General features: G+C 65.3%; 19 protein-coding genes. 2 read left to right on the plus strand and 17 right to left on the minus strand.

Annotation, left to right across the window (positions count from 1 at the left end):
* Positions 1-70: 70 nt before the first annotated feature.
* From M8R19_RS01520 to M8R19_RS01580, 13 genes are all read right to left on the minus strand, one after another.
* Positions 71-1,564 carry a TolC family protein gene (locus tag M8R19_RS01520; RefSeq protein ID WP_249916812.1) on the minus strand — a complete coding sequence of 498 codons (1,494 nt, stop codon included), beginning with the start codon at positions 1,562-1,564 and terminating at the stop codon, positions 71-73.
* Positions 1,557-2,756, minus strand: a complete 1,200-nt coding sequence (locus M8R19_RS01525) for an ABC transporter permease (protein WP_249916813.1) — start codon at positions 2,754-2,756, stop codon at positions 1,557-1,559. The genes M8R19_RS01520 and M8R19_RS01525 overlap by 8 nt, the downstream gene beginning before the upstream one ends.
* On the minus strand, positions 2,749-3,450 hold the full coding sequence (locus M8R19_RS01530) for an ABC transporter ATP-binding protein (RefSeq protein ID WP_074978690.1): 702 nt from the start codon (positions 3,448-3,450) through the stop codon (positions 2,749-2,751). Before M8R19_RS01530 ends, M8R19_RS01525 begins: the two co-directional genes overlap by 8 nt.
* A 177-nt stretch (positions 3,451-3,627) precedes the next feature.
* The gene (locus M8R19_RS01535) at positions 3,628-4,536 is read right to left on the minus strand and encodes a hypothetical protein (protein WP_249916814.1); all 909 of its coding nucleotides are present in this window, start codon (positions 4,534-4,536) and stop codon (positions 3,628-3,630) included.
* Between the two features lie 51 nt (positions 4,537-4,587).
* Complete coding sequence (locus M8R19_RS01540; protein WP_249916815.1) at positions 4,588-5,007, minus strand: hypothetical protein; 420 nt, start codon at positions 5,005-5,007, stop codon at positions 4,588-4,590.
* 293 nt (positions 5,008-5,300) lie between these two features.
* Positions 5,301-5,726, minus strand: coding sequence for an organic hydroperoxide resistance protein (locus M8R19_RS01545; protein WP_249916816.1), 426 nt, complete (start codon positions 5,724-5,726; stop codon positions 5,301-5,303).
* Positions 5,726-6,514: an HvfC family RiPP maturation protein gene (locus M8R19_RS01550; RefSeq protein WP_249916817.1), complete on the minus strand. Its 789-nt coding sequence runs from the start codon at positions 6,512-6,514 to the stop codon at positions 5,726-5,728. Before M8R19_RS01550 ends, M8R19_RS01545 begins: the two co-directional genes overlap by 1 nt.
* Complete coding sequence (locus tag M8R19_RS01555) at positions 6,507-7,352, minus strand: HvfB family MNIO-type RiPP peptide maturase (protein ID WP_249916818.1); 846 nt, start codon at positions 7,350-7,352, stop codon at positions 6,507-6,509. The genes M8R19_RS01550 and M8R19_RS01555 overlap by 8 nt, the downstream gene beginning before the upstream one ends.
* 61 nt (positions 7,353-7,413) lie before the next feature.
* Entirely contained in the window at positions 7,414-7,872 is a 459-nt protein-coding gene (locus tag M8R19_RS01560) for an HvfA family oxazolone/thioamide-modified RiPP metallophore (protein ID WP_074978678.1), read from the minus strand.
* 609 nt (positions 7,873-8,481) lie between these two features.
* Entirely contained in the window at positions 8,482-10,926 is a 2,445-nt protein-coding gene (locus tag M8R19_RS01565; RefSeq protein WP_249916819.1) for a TonB-dependent siderophore receptor, read from the minus strand.
* A 123-nt stretch (positions 10,927-11,049) separates the two neighbouring features.
* Complete coding sequence (locus tag M8R19_RS01570; protein WP_249916820.1) at positions 11,050-12,024, minus strand: FecR domain-containing protein; 975 nt, start codon at positions 12,022-12,024, stop codon at positions 11,050-11,052.
* A complete protein-coding gene (locus tag M8R19_RS01575) occupies positions 12,021-12,536 on the minus strand; it encodes a sigma-70 family RNA polymerase sigma factor (protein WP_074978668.1) in 516 nt (171 codons plus the stop codon). Before M8R19_RS01575 ends, M8R19_RS01570 begins: the two co-directional genes overlap by 4 nt.
* A 121-nt stretch (positions 12,537-12,657) precedes the next feature.
* The gene (locus M8R19_RS01580) at positions 12,658-12,975 is read right to left on the minus strand and encodes a DUF2388 domain-containing protein (protein WP_116423353.1); all 318 of its coding nucleotides are present in this window, start codon (positions 12,973-12,975) and stop codon (positions 12,658-12,660) included.
* Positions 12,976-13,153: 178 nt separating this feature from the next.
* On the opposite strand from M8R19_RS01580, the gene M8R19_RS01585 reads away from it, so the two are divergent.
* Entirely contained in the window at positions 13,154-13,840 is a 687-nt protein-coding gene (locus M8R19_RS01585; RefSeq protein ID WP_249916821.1) for a type 1 glutamine amidotransferase domain-containing protein, read from the plus strand.
* Here the strand turns inward: M8R19_RS01585 and M8R19_RS01590 are convergent.
* Positions 13,837-14,745: a universal stress protein gene (locus M8R19_RS01590; protein WP_249916822.1), complete on the minus strand. Its 909-nt coding sequence runs from the start codon at positions 14,743-14,745 to the stop codon at positions 13,837-13,839. The two genes, M8R19_RS01585 and M8R19_RS01590, sit on opposite strands and share 4 nt — an antisense overlap.
* Positions 14,746-14,935: 190 nt before the next feature.
* Here M8R19_RS01590 and M8R19_RS01595 point away from each other — a divergent pair, with 190 nt between their 5' ends.
* Complete coding sequence (locus M8R19_RS01595; RefSeq protein ID WP_009622377.1) at positions 14,936-15,502, plus strand: phosphoribosyltransferase family protein; 567 nt, start codon at positions 14,936-14,938, stop codon at positions 15,500-15,502.
* A 2-nt stretch (positions 15,503-15,504) separates the two neighbouring features.
* Here M8R19_RS01595 and M8R19_RS01600 read toward each other — a convergent pair whose 3' ends face one another.
* From M8R19_RS01600 to fnr, 3 genes are all read right to left on the minus strand, one after another.
* Positions 15,505-16,176, minus strand: a complete 672-nt coding sequence (locus M8R19_RS01600; RefSeq protein ID WP_249916823.1) for a phosphoribosyltransferase — start codon at positions 16,174-16,176, stop codon at positions 15,505-15,507.
* A gap of 24 nt (positions 16,177-16,200) precedes the next feature.
* On the minus strand, positions 16,201-16,665 hold the full coding sequence (locus M8R19_RS01605; RefSeq protein ID WP_249916824.1) for a CBS domain-containing protein: 465 nt from the start codon (positions 16,663-16,665) through the stop codon (positions 16,201-16,203).
* A gap of 144 nt (positions 16,666-16,809) precedes the next feature.
* Positions 16,810-17,550, minus strand: a complete 741-nt coding sequence (fnr, locus tag M8R19_RS01610) for a fumarate/nitrate reduction transcriptional regulator Fnr (RefSeq protein ID WP_249916825.1) — start codon at positions 17,548-17,550, stop codon at positions 16,810-16,812.
* Positions 17,551-17,612 lie beyond the last annotated feature (62 nt).

Raw genomic sequence — 17,612 nt, forward strand, 5'->3', positions numbered from 1 at the left:
AACAAGGATCAGCACACACAGGCTGGCGGCAACCCATGGCCAACGAGTTGCCGGGGATGTCGCGAAATGCTCAATCGTTGAGGGCAATGTCCCAGCTCTCCAATGTAGTGCCCAGCATCTGATCCAGGGTGGTCTGAGTGTTGAGGTACGCGATCAGTGCATTCAGGCTGGCACTCTCGGCGCTACGCAAGTCGGCCTCGAAGCTCAGTACCTGGAAATTGCTGGAACGCCCGGCCTGGAACTTTTCGCGTTCGATATCCAGCTTGCGCCGCGAAAGATCGCGAGCCCGCTGCGCAATCTCGTACTGGCGCCAACGTGTACCAAGGTTGCGCACGGCATCCCCGACATCACGCTCGAGCATCTGACGAGCCTCGGTCAAACGGATAGCCTGGTTCTCGACGGCCACTTGCGCGCGTACTTCCGCTTGGCGTCGCGACAGATCGCCGATAGGAATCTCGATCTGGATGCCTGCATAGCCTTCCCAAGTCCGGTCGATAGCACGGCCATGGGGTGTCGGATAGTGATCGCGAACCTGCGTCGCGCCACCAACCAGCGAGAGATCCCACAAACGCTGGTTGCGAGAGACGTTCAATTGAATAGCTGCCTGCTCACTGGCAATCAATTGGGAAAGGTAGGCAGGCTGTTGTCGCTGGGCGATGACAAGAGCCTCAGCCAGGCCGATGGTGACAGGTTGCGCATCGAGCGTATCGACGGCTCGGATCTGCAGGTTCAGATCCAGGGCAAGCAAACGCAGCAGTTCCAGCCGGTTAGTCTCCAGTTGGTTGGCCACGTCTTCTACTGCCAACTCCTGGGTAGCCGCATCCGCTTCAGCCTGCACGATCTCGAACTCTGCCATACGACCTGCTGCAATCAACGCTCTGTTGGCGTGCATCAATTGGCGTGAACGTTCCAGCGCATCCTTGGCAATCTCCAATTGCTCCTGAGCCCGGAGAATCTCCCGATAGGCCATGATCATCTGGGTAACGGTGTCCGAAACCGTGGCCTTCAGGTTCAGCTTGTTGAGTTGTTCACCAAGTCTGGCCATACGTAGCGGTGCACCGACTATGTCGCGGCCAGCCCCGCGCAACAGAGGCTGAATGAAACTGAAGTCGGCGCCGTCGTTTGCAGTACGTCCAGCTTGGTCAGCCAGGGTCAGCTGGTTCCGCCAGGCGAGGCTGAAGCGGGTGCCGTACTCGGTCAGCACACTGGTTTGCGGGAAGATCTCGGTCTGACGGTAGCGATCCGCATGGTTACGGTTGGCCAAGTAGCGGCTGGTGAGTACCAGCCTGGGGTTGAAGCGGTCTGCTTCCACTCGCAGTTCGAACCTCTGCGCGATACGCTCGAGATAGGCGCTGCGGATCGAACGATTGTTGCGCAAGCCGAGATAGACAACATCGCTCAGGGTCAACTCGACACGCTGTTCCAGCAGAGACACCGTCTCGCCGCGCAGAGGCATGCTGGCTCGGGAAGGGTTGAGGAGCGTGGTGGCCTGAATCGATGTCGATAACGACAAGGCAACGCAAAGCGCCAGCGCTGGAGCGAAGGTGCGACGAGTGTCAGTCATCGCGTAGAGCCTGTACGGGGCGCAGACGGGCGGCAAGCAAGGCAGGGTACGAGCCGAAGAACAAGCCTATCGCCAGAGAACTGGATATACCCAGAGGAAGGGACACGGGGGACATTCTGAAGGTCCAGCCCGAGAAACAGACGAAAGCGTAGGCGAAGAGCAATCCACCGATGGCACCCAGGGTAGATCCTGAGAGACAAAGGCCAGCCGCCTCGGCGAGAAACAAGTTGCGAATGTCACTGGCACGGGCCCCAAGCGCCATGCGTACGCCAATCTCCCGACGTCGCTCACGCACGCCCATCAGCATGACATTCATTACGCCTACGCCGCCTACGAGCAGCGCAATGCCTCCCACTCCCGCCAGCAGATAAGCGAACGTATTGGCCTGGCGGCTAAGGGCCTCGAGCAGCTGTCGTGGAACCTGCACGTCGACCTGATACCCTCGGGAAGCGTGATCCAGATAGCGCTTCAAAGTGCTGGCGGCCTGGGCAAGATCAGCAGTGTCGTGCGCCTGAACAATGACATTGCCAATTCCGGGAGCCGGACGCATCCGGCGAATGCCTTCAATCGGCAAGAAAACCGATTCGTCCACGTCAACGGGCAGCAATGGGTTGAACGGTTGGTTCGCAAGAATGCCGATAACCTCCAACAGGTAGCCTGCGACCTGTAATCGACTGCCAAGCTCCAGGGCCAAGCCACGCGCGACTCCAGCGCCAACGACGACATAAGTGCTGCAACGATCGAAGTCGGAGAGCAAGCGCCCCCTATCCGCCCGCAAACCCATAACCGGAGCGAGGTCCTGCGTGGTACCGACAATACTGACATCAGTGTCCCGTCCGGCATGGCGAATGCGTGCAGAATGCATGACAACAGGTGCAACGTACTCGATCTCGGTTAGTTCCACGGTAAGTGCTTTCCAGTCCGGTGCGACGGCGCTGGGGCCTACAGAGCCCGACAGTGGTGAAAAGCTGACCACCAGAGTGTTCGTGCCCAATCTCTTGAATGTGTCGGTAGCCTCGTTAGCTGCGCTATGACCGATGTTGAGCAGGGCGGTGACTGCCGCACAACCGACTGCGATGCCCAGCAGCGCAAACAACGAACGATGCCCTGATTGGCGCAGGCTATCGAGCGACTCGAACACCGCGCCACGGAAAGAAAGGCCTGGTCGACACGTACCCTTTCCGTCAGGCATTGGAAGTAGCCCCTTGTCTGCAGAGCTCGAGCTCCACGACGCGGCCATCTCGCACCAGCAATTGGCGACCGAGTTGGCTTGCTAGCCCCTTGTCATGGGTCACCATGATCAAGGTAACGCCATCGCATTCGTTGAGTTGCAGCAGCAAGTCCATGATGTCCTGAGCGGTTGTATTGTCGAGGTTGCCAGTTGGTTCATCAGCGAGGATCAGCGCAGGTTCGCCCACCAACGCGCGAGCAATGGCGACGCGCTGGCACTGGCCACCGGAAAGCTCCGTGGGCCGGTACGCGAAACGCTCGGCCAACCCAATCCGCTCGAGTTGGCAAATGGCACGCTGCCGGGCTTCGACACGGGGACAGCCGCGATACAACAGCGGTAGTGCAACATTGTCCAATACGCTAAGACGAGGCAGCAGATTGAATCCCTGGAAAACAAACCCGATTAGCCGATTGCGAAGATCAGCGCACGCATCGGCGGTGGAATGGGAGATATCGAAACCGTCAAGCAGAAAGCGCCCGGATAGGGGCCGGTCCAGCAGACCGAGAATATTGAGCAACGTGCTCTTGCCCGACCCCGAGGAACCAACGATGGCACAGCTTTCCCCTCGAGCGACGGATAAAGAGACCTCCTGCAATATCTGCTGCTGTATACCGTTCCGATAATAGCTCTGGCACACTCTATCGAGCTCTATCAAAATCAATCCTTCAGAACTTCCGGCCACCGAAGACTCATGGCGATATGCACAGGTCCTCTGCTGAAAGGTCTACAACAATAATCAATCACGCAAGAATAAGAGCACTCCAAAGCCATGCACTGCCCAGCATCTATACAACTTACCGGAGGACTGCACATCGCCATCAATGCAAAACCCTTATTCTCGCGACAGCCCTTTACGTGGAATAAAGTAGACGAGTGACTCCTGGACACTGTCCGACTTCGACCTGTCGGGCTGTAAACCCAGCCAACCCAAAACATCACGATCCTTCACTGCGGCGATAAAAAGTAACTCATCATCTCCACCCACATCCGAGTAACTCGGTAGATCAGGGACCTCAATCTTGCTCTGACTCGCCAATTGCTCCGCCAGAACGCGCATATCTTCCGGGCTCCCCCAGTTACGCCAGGCTTTTTCCGCCTCACTCATTTGTGATGCCATTTCCGCATGTGCCTTCATGCTCAACACCTGATGCCATGGCCCCCCAGGCGTCTTGCTCTGCATGGATGATTGCAAATCGAAAGCTCTGTTCTGAAATTCAACATCACGACTCGTCATATCCAGGAATGCCACGAACCGCTCGATCGAAGTGAATGAACCAGAATCATCGAATGCTATTTTCGACAAAGATTTTCTGTCCAATCCGACAAAGGGACTCTCCGATGAAACACCTTCGTATATACTTTTCTTTCCGTACAGAGAGGTCAAAATATAATTAGCTGCCTGTTTGGCCACGCTGGTGCGAAGCGTATCGCCACTTTCTGGCAACTCCGACAGCACGGCGGCCTGCTCGCCGTCCGCGAGGATTTCCCGATGCATGCTCTCCAGAAAATCATCGAACCCCGCAGCCGCTGTTGTACCACCTCGGTTCTGAAGCTGTAGCGCCGAGGCAATAAGCCGGCCCCTGTCCGATAAGGTTACAGAGACTCCACTATCATTTTTTCGGACACGCTCTTGAGCACTGGTCAAATTGTCGTAAATCGGACCATTGATGATTTTTCTCAGATTTCCAGGCTGAATCTCTCTTGCTCCCAAGATATATTCCGCCCGAGTAATATCGAACATACATCCTCCCTGCGCATGGAGCCTCCCTCATGGAGACTCCATGCGTGACCATTACTGCGACATCATGAAGAGAACTTCATAATTGTATGGCTTGGCCCACTTCTTGGTTACATAAATAAAACATGCACCATTAGCGACCTGACCATAACCTGAACTGTTACTCGAGTAGACCGGGCCAGTTGAATTTTCTTTGTGCCCGGCCCTGAACTTGCAGCCACCATTCGACTGTCCACTCGCATAGGTCGCCTGCACATCACTACTGGTGAATGATGCCGGCACCTTGACCACTACTCGCTTTCCCGGCCCCAGAGTACTGGGAAGCTCATAGGAGCCAGATACCTTGCGTATTTCCTTGGGAGTGTTGTTATGAAGGGTGACGATGACTTCTGCAGAAGCAGACATCGAGTTCAAAGAACAACTAGCCACAACCAGCCCACAAAGAAGCCCCTTATATATCGCTTTCATTTCCATAAACAGAAAATCCTTATTTCCAGAATCTCTTGACCCGAAATTGGAGTGCCGAGTCCCAAACCCTGAAGAATTCCTCTCCTTCAAGATCTGGAAAATATAGCGTCCGCCAACTGGAATTCTTTACGCCAGGAAAGGCCAGGAATTTCGCCAAATTCAAACAAGAAAAACCCCACTCTGAAATATTAATCTGTCAGAAAAAAGACAAGGACAAGTAATGTTCAATCGAGGATCAAGGCCAACAAAAAGCCCGCGGACCGTTCAGGTGCGCGGGCTTTTACAGTTGCTCCTCAGTATCACGGAACTTCGAAAGTCACCTCGATATTCCCCCGGGTAGCCCGGGAATACGGGCAGATCCGGTGCGCCGTCTCCACCAGCTGCGCCTTGTCCCCGGCGGCCAGACCCGGCAGTTCCACCGTCAGCCTGGCCGCCAGGGCGAAGCCGCTGCCGTTGTCGGTGGTGCCCAGGGTCACGTCGGCGGCCACCGCCACGTCGGCCGGCAGGCGGATCTCCAGTTTCTGCCCGGCGCGGCGCAGGGCGCCGATGAAGCAGGCGGACCAGCCCACGCCGAACAGCTGCTCGGGGTTGCTGCCGGGGCGGCCGGAGCCGGGTGGGCTCAGGCGCACGTCCAGTTCGCCGTCGCTGGAGCTGCCGCGGCCGTCGCGGCCGCCGGTGGTGCGGGTGTGGGCGGTGTAGAGGATGCTGTCCAGGATGTCGGTCATCAGGGTGTCTCCTTGGGGGCTGGGGAATGCTGTCGGCGGTGGATGGCGCACAGGTTGCGCGTGCCGAGCACCACGCCTCGTGCGTGAAGGTCCCGCAACAGGGCCAGGCCCTGCCGCAGGATGGGTTCGGGGTCGGCGCCGATGGCCTCGGCCAGCGCCTGCAGGTGCTCGCGGCCGCTCAGTTGGCGGTCGCGCACGGACTCCAGCAGCGCATGGGCCAGCGGCGCCAAGCGGGCGAAATGCACCTGCTGGTCGTCGCTGCGGTGGGCCAGTAGCAGGGTCGGCTGCTCCGGCGGCTGCTCGGGCAGGTGGCCGGGGCCCAGCTCGCTCACCGGCCAGGCGTAGGCCAGCGGCCAGGCCAGGGACGACAGCAGCGGCACGCCGTGCAACAGGTCGCCCTGCGGATCGTGGGCCGGTTCCCGGCTGTCGCTGAGCAACAGGGCGGTCTCCACCCACTCGTAGTGCGCCAGCTCGGTGGCCCAGGCCGGCGCGTCTATCCCGTTCTGTTCGAGGAAGGCGACGAACTCGCCGGCCAGCTCGGTGAACAGCGGCGTCTGGCAGCGGTAATCGGCATAGAAGGCTTCCGTCAGCGCCTGCCAGTGGGCCTCGGCCAGGCTGGCGCGCAGCACCGGGAAGCTGCCGGCCAGCAGCGCCTGCACGTTGCCCAGGAACAGCTGGCGATACACCGCCAGGCGCCGCGCCTCGATGCCTGGCGGTGGCGCGTTGCGCTGCGGGTCGCGGATGTGCCGGGCCAATTGCAGTTGCTGCTCGCGCAAGGTGTCAGCCATGGCGCACCTCCCACGTGGCGGCGGCCTGCTGCAGGGCGCGGATGCAGTCCACTTCCGTCAGCAGCTCGGCCAGCGGCGGGAAGTTGAAGTCACGCTCCAGCAGCGTTGGCATCAGGCCACAGTGGGCATAGGCCTGCTCCAGCAGGCTCCACACTGGCGGTTGCACGCTGGCGCCGTGGGTGTCGATCTTCAGGTCCGGCGCCTCGTCGTAGTGCCCCGCCACGTGGATGCAGGCCACCCGCTCGACGGGCACCCGGGCGAGGAAGGCGGCTGCGTCGTAGCCGTGGTTGCAGGCGTTGACCACCAGGTTGTTGACGTCCAGCAGCAGGTTGCAGTCGGCTTCCGCCAGCACGGCCCGCAGGAAATCGATCTCGCTCAGCGCCTGGTAGGGCGCGGCGTAGTAGGAAATGTTCTCCACCGCGATGCGCCGCCCCAGCACGTCCTGAACCTGGCGAATGCGCGCGGCGACGTGATGCACCGCCTCGTCGGTGAAGGGCAGCGGCAGCAGGTCGTAGAGCTGGCCGTCATCGGAGCAGTAGCTCAGGTGCTCGCTGAACAGGCCGACGCGATGGCGGTCGAGGAATTGCCGGGTGCGCCGCAGCAGTTCCAGGTCCAGCGGCCCGGGGCCGCCGAGGGACAGCGACAGGCCGTGGCAGGCCAGCGGGAAGCGTTCGGCGAGCTGCGCCAGGCCGTCGCCGTAGGCACCGCCGACGCCGATCCAGTTGTCCGGCGCGCATTCGAGGAAGTCCACGGCTGCGGCAGGCATCGCCAGCAGCTCGGGCAGCAGCGCGCGACGCAGGCCGAGGCCGGCCCCGCGCGGTAGGGAATGGGCATTCATGGCAAGGCTCCGCGGGGGAGAAATGCCCTCCCGGCAGGGAGGGCTGGGTGGCGCGTCCGGCTTAGTGGCGGTCGCCCTGGAACCTGGCGAACAGCCCGGCCGGCATCGGCCTGCCGTTGGATTCGAAGACGTTCTTCAGGTGCTGGTAGGCCTCGGCTTCGGAGATGAAGCCGTCGTGGTCGGCGTCGATCCTGTCGAAGTCGCCGGCGCGGTCCCTGGCCACGGCCAGGAACTCGTCGCGCGAGACCTTGCCGTCGTGGTCGCTGTCGGTGCGCGTGAAGGAAGCGTCGCCGCACTTGCCCTCCCCGCACTTGCCTTCGGCCTGGGTCGCCTTGGCCTTGCTGGCGCCGCACTTGCCTTCGCCACACTTGCCCTCCCCGGCCTTCTCGGCGGCGGCGAGCTGGTAGCCCTGCGGCAGCGCCTCGACGGCGAAGGCCGAGGTGGCCAGGTTGGCGCCGCCCACCAGGGCGATGGCGAGCAGGCCGATGCGGGTCTTGGTCTGGATCGGGTTACGGGACATGGGTGGTTCTCCGATGCTGGGCGCGTGGTGCGCGGCTCAAGGGGCTTGGTCGGACCGGGATGCGCGAGGGGCTGGCTTTCGGAGCCCGCCGGGTGTCGCGTCCGGGTGTGGCCATTTGGCCCGCGCCATGTATCGGTGGCGTATCGGAGGGGGGTTGGGTTTGTATGCGTGCCGTGTGGAGGGGTGGGTTGGATACATTGGGATACAGCAGAGAAGTGTGGAGTTTGCTGGTGACGTAGGGGCTGGGTTCAAGAGCCCCTCACCCCAGCCCTCTCCCGGAGGGAGAGGGGGCCGTTCGGCGTGGGTGGATAACACGGCGTCAGCCGGGAGGTTCGTAGGGCGAATAACCGCTCGCGGTTATCCGCCGAATCGCGGACAGAGTCCGCTCCTACATCACCGGCAAATATGACACCCATCGCCTGGCCGCATGGGTTTCGCCAAGGCTCAACCCATCCTACGAAAAGCGCCTCGGTGCAGTCGGCAAGACAGTTGCGCCCACGGTTCCAGGGAAACACGGGCGTAGGAGCGGACTTTGTCCGCGATTGGATTCACCGGCCACGCCGGACATCCCGGTGGCACGGGCAGCCCCTCCCCCACAAAACCCCAACCTCAGAAGTTGTAACTCACCGAAGCCGTCACATTGCGCGACGGCCCATAGAAACCAGACCCACCGCTATACAAACTCATCAGATACTTGCGATTGGTCAGGTTGTTCAGGTTCAACGACGCACTCCAGTGCTTGTCGATGTCATAGCTCCCCATCAAATCCACCAGCGCATAAGCGTTCTGCCGCACACGGCTGTCATCATCGAGCTGAATCGCACTCTGCCAGCTCACCCGGGTGCCGACCTTGGCCTGGGGCAGGCCAGGCAACTGGTAGGTCAGGCTGCTGCGCAGGCTGTGGGTGGGCACGTACTGGCGCGCCTTGTGGCCGTCCGGGTCCTCGATATGCACGTAGGTGTAGCCACCCTGCAGCTGCAGGCCGGGGGCCAGTTGGCCGCTGGCCTCCAGCTCCGCGCCGCGGCTCTTGAAGTCCTCGCCGTTGTAGATGGTCTCGCCGCCGGGCAGGCTCTGGTCGGTGGCCTCGGCGACGTTGCGCTGGTCGGTCTTGAACAGCGCGGCCGACACGCTCAACTGGTCGTCGAGCAGGCTGCCCTTGATGCCGGCCTCGTAGCTCTTGCCCTCCAGCGGGTCGAGCACCTTGCCCTGGGCGTCCATCACGTACTGCGGGTTGAAGATCTTGGTGTAGCTGGCGTACAGCGAATACTGCTCGTCGAGGTCGTAGACCACGCCGGTGTAGGGCGTCACCTCGCCGTGGATGCGCACGTCGCGGGCGCTGCCGTAGTCGGTGCCGTCGCTGTCGACGCTGAGCATGCGCGCGCCGAGGATCCAGTGCAGCTGGTCGGTGAGGTTCAGGCGCGTGCCGGCGTAGACGCTCTTCTGCCGGTCGGTGAAGCGCGCCATCTCGATGGTGTCGTTGGTGTAGGTCAGGCTCGGCCTGGGCACCGCGCCGCTGAGGGTCTGGCCCAGGTCGGCGTCCATGAACTCGTCTTCGTTGTTGTAGTAGCCGCGGTCGCTGTGCCGCGAGCGGCCGTAGTCCACGCCCAGGGTCAGGTCGTGCTGGCGCCCGCCGAGGCTGAACGGGCCGCTCAGCTGGGCCTCGCCCAGCAGCTGCTTCTCGCCGGAATGGCTGTGGCTGGGGTCGGCCAGCCAGGGCGTGTCGGCGTCGTTGGCCATCAGGTAGTACATGTCGGCCTGCTGGCTCTGGTCCACGCCGGTGACGTTGAGCTTGCCCTTCCAGCCGCCGCCGAAGTCGTGGGCCAGCTCGACGAAGGCGCGCTGGGTGTGCACGTCCCAGTAGGTCCAGTCCTGGCCGATGTTGGCGCCGCGGCGGCTGTAGTGGATCAGGTTGCCGGCCTGGTCGGTCAGCGGCAGCGCGCCCCAGCTGCTGCCGTTGGAGTTGCTCTTGTTGTCGGAGAAGCCGACCGTCAGGGTGTCTGCCTCGGTGAGGTCGAAGGCCAGCATGCCGCTGAGCACGTTCTTCTCGTGAGAGTAGCGGTCCAGGTAGGAATTGCCGGTCTCGTTGGCGTAGATGAAGCGGCCGCGCACGTTGCCCGAGTCGGTCAGCGGGCCGGAGGCGTCGAGGTCGATGCGGCGGGTGCCCCAGGAGCCCACCGACAGCTTCACCTGCGCCTGCGGCGTGTAGGTCGGGCGCTTGCGGATGAAGTTGACGGTGGCCGAGGGGTTGCCGGTGCCGCTCATCAGGCCATTGGCGCCGTGCAGGATGTCCACCTGCTCGTACTCGGCCAGGTCCAGGTCGCCGCTGAGCAGGCCGGCGCTGAACGGCGAGCCGATGCCGTCGTACTCGAAGTTGTTGATGTCGAAGCCGCGCGAGGTGAAGTTGGTGCGGTCGGTCTCGTACTGCTCCACCGTCACCGAGGGCGCGCTGCGCAGCGCGTCCTTCACGCTGTTCATGTTGAAGTCGTCCAGCTGCTGGCGCGACAGCGTGGTGACGCCCTGGGGCGTTTCCCGCGGCGTCAGGCCCAGGCGCGTGGTGCTGCTGTCGCTCAGTTGCTGGTAGCCGGTGGGGGTGCCGGCGCCGTTGGCGTTCGCCTGGATCACGGTCGCGGACATGGCCAGGGTATCGCCGCCCTTGCCGACCACGGTTTCGGCCGGCATCTGCAGTGCGGCGCCGGCGTCCTGCAGGGCGTAGATGCCCGCGCCGCGCTGCACCAGTTGCAGGCCGCTGCCGCGCAGCAGTTGCTGGAAGCCCTGCTCGACCGTGTAGCGGCCCTTCAGGCCCGGGCTGTTGCGCCCGGCGAGCCTGGCCGGGTCGAACACCAGTTGCACGCCGGCACTGGCGGCGAAGCGGGCCAGCACGTCGCTCAGGGCGCCGGCGCCGATGGCATAGTCGCGCGCGGCCTCGGCGGCCATGGCCACGGACGGGGCCAGGGCCAGCCCGGCGCAGCCCAGGGCCACGCCATGGATCGCCGCCGCCAGGGCCAGGTGGGTGAATCGACGAGTGCCGGAATGCCGTCGGTGCTTCGAAGCCATGTGCTTTGCCATCCTTCAAGCCGCGCCTCGCGCGGGCTGCCCACCCCTCCCCATGAGGCGTGTTCACCCTCTATCCCGGACGAGACGGAAAAAGTGCTCAGGGGGGGCGCGAAATTTTTTTCGCTAGCGGGCCGAAACCGTCACCCAGTAGCGGCTCAGGCGCGACACCCGCACCGGCAGCGTCAGCTCCAGGGCGTTCAGCGCCTGGTCCGTGTCCGCCACCGACAGCGCGCCGGAAACACGCAGCCCGGCCACCTCTGGGTCGCAGCGCAGCAGGCCGTGGCGATAGCGCGCCAGCTCCGCCAGCACCTCCGCCAGCGGCTGGTCGCGGGCCACCAGCATGCCCTGCTCCCAGAGCGCGGCGCTGTCGTCCACCGGCGCGCTGCGCAACACGCCGCGCGCATCGAACCAGGCCTGTTGGCCGGCGGACAGGCGCACCGCAGCACCGGCGCGCGGGCGAATCTCCACCTGATGCTCGAACACAGCCACCTGGCACTGCTCGCCCAACTGGCGAACGCTGAAGCGCGTGCCCAGCGCCTCGACCACGCCCTGCTGCACAGCGACCAGGAACGGCCGCCGCGGCGCCAGCGGGTAGGCATGGGTGGTCACCAGCACCTCGCCGGTGCGCAGGCGCAGGCGGCGCGCCGTGGCATCGAAGTGAACGTCCAGCGCCGACACGGTGTTGAGCACCACTTGGCTGCCGTCGGCCAGCGTCAGCGCCTTGCGCTCGCCGGTGGCGGTGCTGGCGTCGGCCATCCAGCTGTCCCAGGGGGCGCTGCGCGCCACCAGCCAGCCGGCCGGCGCGGCCATCAGCAGCGCGCTCAGCAGACGCAGTGCGCGGCGGCGGCTCAGGCCCTTGAGCCCTTCCAGGCCATGCAGCGCCTGGCGGCCCAGTTCCGTGGGCACCGCATCGAAGGTGCCGAACACCCGCTCGGCGCGCGCCCAGGCCTCGCGGTGCGCATCGCTCTGCCCGCGCCAGCGCTCGAAGGCCTGCCACTGCGCCTCGCCGGGGGCGTCGAAGCGCAGCGTCATGACCCACTCGGCGGCCTCCTCCAGCAGCCTGGCCGCCGGCGCGGCGCAGGCCTCTCCGCGGCTCATGGCTCGCAGGCCGTCATGCAGGCCACCAGCGCCTTGTGGATGTGCCGGCGCACGGTGATCAGCGCCATGCCGGTGCGCTCGGCGATCTGCTGCAGGGTGAGCTCGTGGAACTGCGCCAGCAGGAACACCTCGCGCGTCTGGCGCGGCAGGCCGTCGAGCATCGCGTCGATGCGCAGCAGCGACTCGACGATCAGCCAGTGGGTTTCCGGCGCCGGCACCTGCGCTTCGGGCAGGTGCGCGATGGCCTCGCGGTAGGCCCGTTCCACGTCCTGGCGGCGCCACAGGTCGATGACCAGGCCCTTGGCCACCTGCACCAGGTAGCGCCGCGAGTCCGCCAGCGGCGGCGTGCGCCCGGAGCTGAGGATGCGCAGGTAGGTGTCATGGGCGATGTCCGCCGCGTCCGGGGCATTGCCCAGGCGCTGGCGCAGCCAGCCGAACAGCCAGCCGTGGTGGTCGCCATACAGGCGCTCCAGCGCGACGGCCGGCGAAGCGTGGGACGAAGCGGAAAACATGCGCAGGCATCCTTGGCGGGAAAGCCAAAAGAGTGAAAATGAGAAAGCGTCTCATTTTATTTCAATGCCGTGCCTTTCCACAATGCGGGCCTCGCCGGCCCCGCTTCTCGGCGAGCAGGGCTCACCCCAGGCTGGCGATGGCCCGGGCCAGCTGCATGTCGCTCAGGCCGGAGCGCGGATGCGCCTCCCGGTAGAAGCGCAGCGCCTGTTCCAGCTGCGCGCCATGGATGCGCCCATCGGAGGCGATGTACGCCAGGGCATCGTCGCGAGCAGCCTGGTAGGTCCGCAGCGGCTGGCTGGTGGACTCGCTGAGCGCCGCGGTGCCCAGGCTGGTGGCGACGGTGAAGTGATCGGACGAGTTGCCTTTTCCGTCCATGGCCCCCGCCTGGCCGGCGGCGGCCAGTAGCGTGGCGATCAGCAATGGGCTTGCGCGTTTCAAGGCATGGCATCCTGCGGCAATGAACCCGCTCTTTTACCCTGCCCTGGCGCTGGTGGCCAGATCAGCCCCTTCATCTCCCATCCCCAGGCCCCTTGACCTTAAAGTTATATTCAAGCTTAGAGTTCCCCCACGCCGCTGATGCAGGCCGGCAAGGTCAACCACCGGGAAGGAAGGGCAAATGAGCAAGCGCATTCTCCACGTCGTCAGCAACGTCGCGCACTATGCCGACCCGGCCGACCCCACCGGCCTGTGGCTGTCGGAGCTGACCCACGCCTACGACGTGTTCGCCGCCAAGGGCTATGTGCAGCGGATCGTCAGCCCCAAGGGCGGCGTCACGCCGCTGGAGCCGCGCTCGCTCAAATGGCCGAACCGGGATGCCTCGGCCAAGGCCTGGCTGGCCGACGACGCCCACCGGGCGCTGCTCGCCAACACCGCCAAGCCCGAGGACATCGACCCGGCGGACTTCGACGCCATCTATTTCACCGGCGGGCACGCAGTGATGTGGGACTTCCCGGACGACGCCGGTCTGCAGCGCCTCACCCGCGACATCTACGAACGCGGGGGCATAGTCGCGTCGGTCTGCCACGGCTACTGCGGCCTGCTGAACACAACGCTGTCGGACGGCAGCCTGCTGGTGGCGGGGCGCAGGCTCACCGGCTTCTCCTGGCGCGAGGAAATCCTCGCCGGCGTGGCGAAGAAGATGCCCTACAACGCCGAAGAGCAAATGAAGCGGCGCGGCGCGCGCTACGAAAAGGCCCTGCTGCCGTTCGTGCCCAAGGTGGTGGTGGATGGCCGCCTGGTGACCGGCCAGAACCCGCAGTCGGCGAAAGCCACGGCGCTGCGGGTGGCCGAGCTGCTGCGCTAGGCGCCCTGCTCGCCCGGCTGCAGCGCCAGCACGCTGCCCTGCACATGCTCGATCAGGTGCTCGGTGGTGCTGCCGATCAGCCTGTCCACGGCCCTGCGGTGGATGCGGCCCATCACGGTCACGTCGATGGCGTTCTGCTGGACGAAGTTGGCGATGCCGCGCACCGCCGTACCCATCAGGAAGTGGCGGCGCTCCTCGGGCACGCCGTACTTGTCCGCCAGGGCGACGAAGGGCTTGTGCAGCGCGCCGCGCATCTCCTCGACCAGGTCGACCCAGGCCACGCCGCCCTCGCCGCCATTGGCCATGTAGGCCGGCATGCAGTCGTAGACGAACAGCAGGTGCAGCTCCGCGTCGCATTGCAGGGCCAGGCCGTTGGCGGCCGCGATGATCCTGTCGTTGATGCCGCTGAGCTGGGTCTGCGGGTCGGACGGGTCCACCGCCGCGACTATCTTGCGCGGCATCGGCTGGCGGATGTCGTTGACCAGCAGCAGGGGCGCCGGGCACTCCCGCAGCAGGTGCCAGTCCAGCGGGGTGACGAAGGAACGCTTGAGCGCCGGTTCGTGCCGCACGTCCTTGATCACCATGTCCGGCTGCAGTTCGCGGATGTCCTGGAGCATCTCCTCGCGCAGGTTGTCCGCCGCCACTACCGAGGCCGTGACCTCCAGCCCCCGCCCGCGCAGGGCCGCGCATTCGCGTTCCCAGGCCTTGCGCTGCGCCTGCACCAGGCTTTCGCGCGCCTGTTCCATGACCTTGCGGTCCAGCAGGAAGGTCGCGAAGGGCCCCACGTAGACGAGCACGTGCAAGGCCGCATTGCAGGCCGATGCCAGGGCGAGCGCGCGCTGCAGGCCGGGGGAATCGTGCTGCTCGGGGTGGGTCAGGAACAGGAGCTTGCGTGGCTGGCTCATAGCGCACCTCGTGGGTATCCGGCCACGCCGCCAGCGCGCCGGAAGGCAGGGGCCCGCATCGGGCTCGATGGGGTAACTACGGACGAGTTTCAGCCCCCTGGCCTGCGCCGGATTTGCGTTGGATCAAATTCGCCCCTCGCCCGACGCGCGATGGTGAAAGCCATGCCCGGCAACGGCCTGGAGGCCCACCATGGCGACCCCGAACGCTCCGCAACGCCTGACCCTGTACGACGCCCGGGAGTTGGATGCCGTGCTCCAGGCCATGGCGCAAAAGGCCGCCCCGCTGCTGCCCCCGGGCGAAAGCGCGCTGGTCGGCATAGTCCGGCGTGGCGAACCCCTGGCGCACCGGCTGCAGGAACACCTGGTGCAATGCGGCCACCCGCCTCTGCCCGTCCACGCCCTGAAGGTGAAGCGCTACGCCGACGACCTGAGCCTGCTGCACCCCGAGACGGAACTGACGGAGAACCCGCAACTGGCCGGCATGGACCTCAGCCGCACCACGCTGCTGGTGGTGGACGACGTGCTCTACGAAGGCCACTCGCTGCTGCGCGCCTGCGCCTACCTGGCCCAGCTCGGGGCGCGGCACGTGCTGGCCGGCGTACTGGTGGACCGCTGCGTGAGCCGCCAACCGGTGCACGCCGACGTAGTGGGGTTGCGCCTGCAGGTGGCGCCGGACGACATCGTCGAATGCAACGTGCCGCCCTACGAGCCGGAGCTGCGCATCGACGTGCTGCGCCACGGCCGGCGCTGCACCTGAGGCTAGGCTTCGCCCGCCTCCCGCCGCCAGGCCCGTTGCAGCAGTTCCACCACCTCGGCGTCGGAAGTCTGGGAGAAGTCCAGGTACCAGCGGCCGATGGCGCTGAACGGCTCCGGGGTGAACGGGCAGACCACCTCGTCGACCTCGTTACGCAGCTCTTCCAGCACCTCCGCCGGCGCCACCGGCACGGCGACGACGATGGCCGCCGGCGCCTGCTGGCGTACCGCGCGCACGGCGGCCAGCATGGTGGCGCCGGTGGCCAGACCGTCGTCGACCAATATCACCTGCCGGCCAGCCAGCTGCGGCACGGGCCGCTGCCCACGGTAGGCAAGCTCGCGCCGGTGCAGCTCGGCGCTTTCCCTGCGCTCCACCGCCTCCAGGGCGCGGGCATCGACGCCATGCATCCGCAGCACGTCGTCATTCAGCACCCGCACGCCGCCGCTGGCGATGGCGCCCATGGCCAGCTCCGGGTACGAAGGCACGCCGAGCTTGCGCACGATCATCAGGTCCAGTTCCACGCCCAGTTCGCTGGCCACCTCATAACCGACCGGCACCCCGCCGCGCGGCAGGGCGAGCACGATCACCTCGGGGCGGCCCCGGTACGCCAGCAGCAACCGCGCCAGGGCCTTGCCGGCGGCGACGCGGTCGACGAAGGGAAGCGTTACGTCATGCATGGCAGCCACCTCGCCCGGCAGGGCCTAGTAATCCTCTTCGCGCTCGCCCTCTTCGCGCAGGTTCTGGAAGCCCACCAGCCGCGAGAGGTCGCGCAGGTTGTCGGCCAGCACGCCGAGCAGGTCGTCCGCCGAGACGATGCCCACCAGTATCCCCTCCTCGTCGACCACCGGCATCCGCCGCACGCCGGCCTGGCGCATGCGGGTGATGACGTCGAACAGGTCGTCGCTTTCCTTCGCGGTGATCAGGTTGCGCAGCTGGATGTCGCCGGCCTGGATGTTGCCCGGCTCGGGCTCGTTGTTGGCCACCACCTCCAGCACGATGTCGCGGTCGGTGATGATGCCCACGGGCCGGTAGCGCTCGCGCTCCACCTGCTCGGCGAGCACCAGGTCGCCGACGTGGTATTCGCTCATCAACCGGGCGGCGGTCAGGATGGATACGGTAGGCGCCGCGATGACGACGTCGCGGTTGCAGTATTCGCCGATGGCCATGGCTCATCTCCTGTGCGGGCAAGCGGACATTCGCTCGCCTTGCACGATGGGCGCGACGCCACGGCCCGACTTTGATCTCGATCAGATTGGCGGCGCGCCCGGCGCCCGCGCCGCGGCCAGCGGATGAACGGCCCGCTCAGCGGCTCACGGGCGCTCCTGCTGCGCCTCCACGCCGCTCAGCCGGCACAGGCCCTGGCGGTCGACCAGGCGCACCTCGCGCCCGTGGCAGTCGATCAGGCCGGTCTGCACGAAACGGGTGAACAGCCGGCTGACCGTCTCCATGGTGAGGTCCAGGTAGTTGCCGATGTCGCCGCGGCTCATCGGCAGGGTAAAGCGGTCCTGCGACAAGCCGCGCTGCTGGTAGCGGGCCGACAGGCCGAGGAGGAAGCCGGCCAGGCGCTGCTCGGCGCGCTCGCGGCTGCAACGGATGTGCGCGTACTCGCCCTGGATGCCCTGGCTGAGGATGTGCAGCAGTTGGTGGCGCAGGCCGGGGATGCGCCCGGACAGGTCCTCCAGCTGTTCCAGGCCGATGCTGCACACCATGGAAACCTCCAGCGCCACCGCATAGCCCGGGAAGCGCGGCGAGCCGATGGCGTCCAGCCCCAGCATCTCGCCCGGCAGCACGAAGCCGGTCACCTGTTCGCCGCCGTTGGCGTCGAGCAGGTAGCTCTTCAGCGCCCCGGAGCGCACGGCGAACACGTGCTGCATCGGCTCGTCGGCGCGGAACAGGTACTCACCCTTCTGCAGGGGGCGGCTGCGCCGGACGATGCGGTCCAGCTCTTCGACCTCGCCGTCGCTGAGGCTCGCCGGCAGGCACAGGCGGCTCAACGAACACGCCTGGCAGTTGACCTGCGGGCGCGGCGGGGAGCGGTAAGCGTCGGACATGGCGGCGCCTCCGGCAATAAGGGAATTTTCCCACTATAGCCGCTGCGCTTGGCCGCGCCGCC

This window comes from Pseudomonas sp. R3.Fl (assembly GCF_023516765.1).
GTDB lineage: Bacteria > Pseudomonadota > Gammaproteobacteria > Pseudomonadales > Pseudomonadaceae > Pseudomonas > Pseudomonas citronellolis.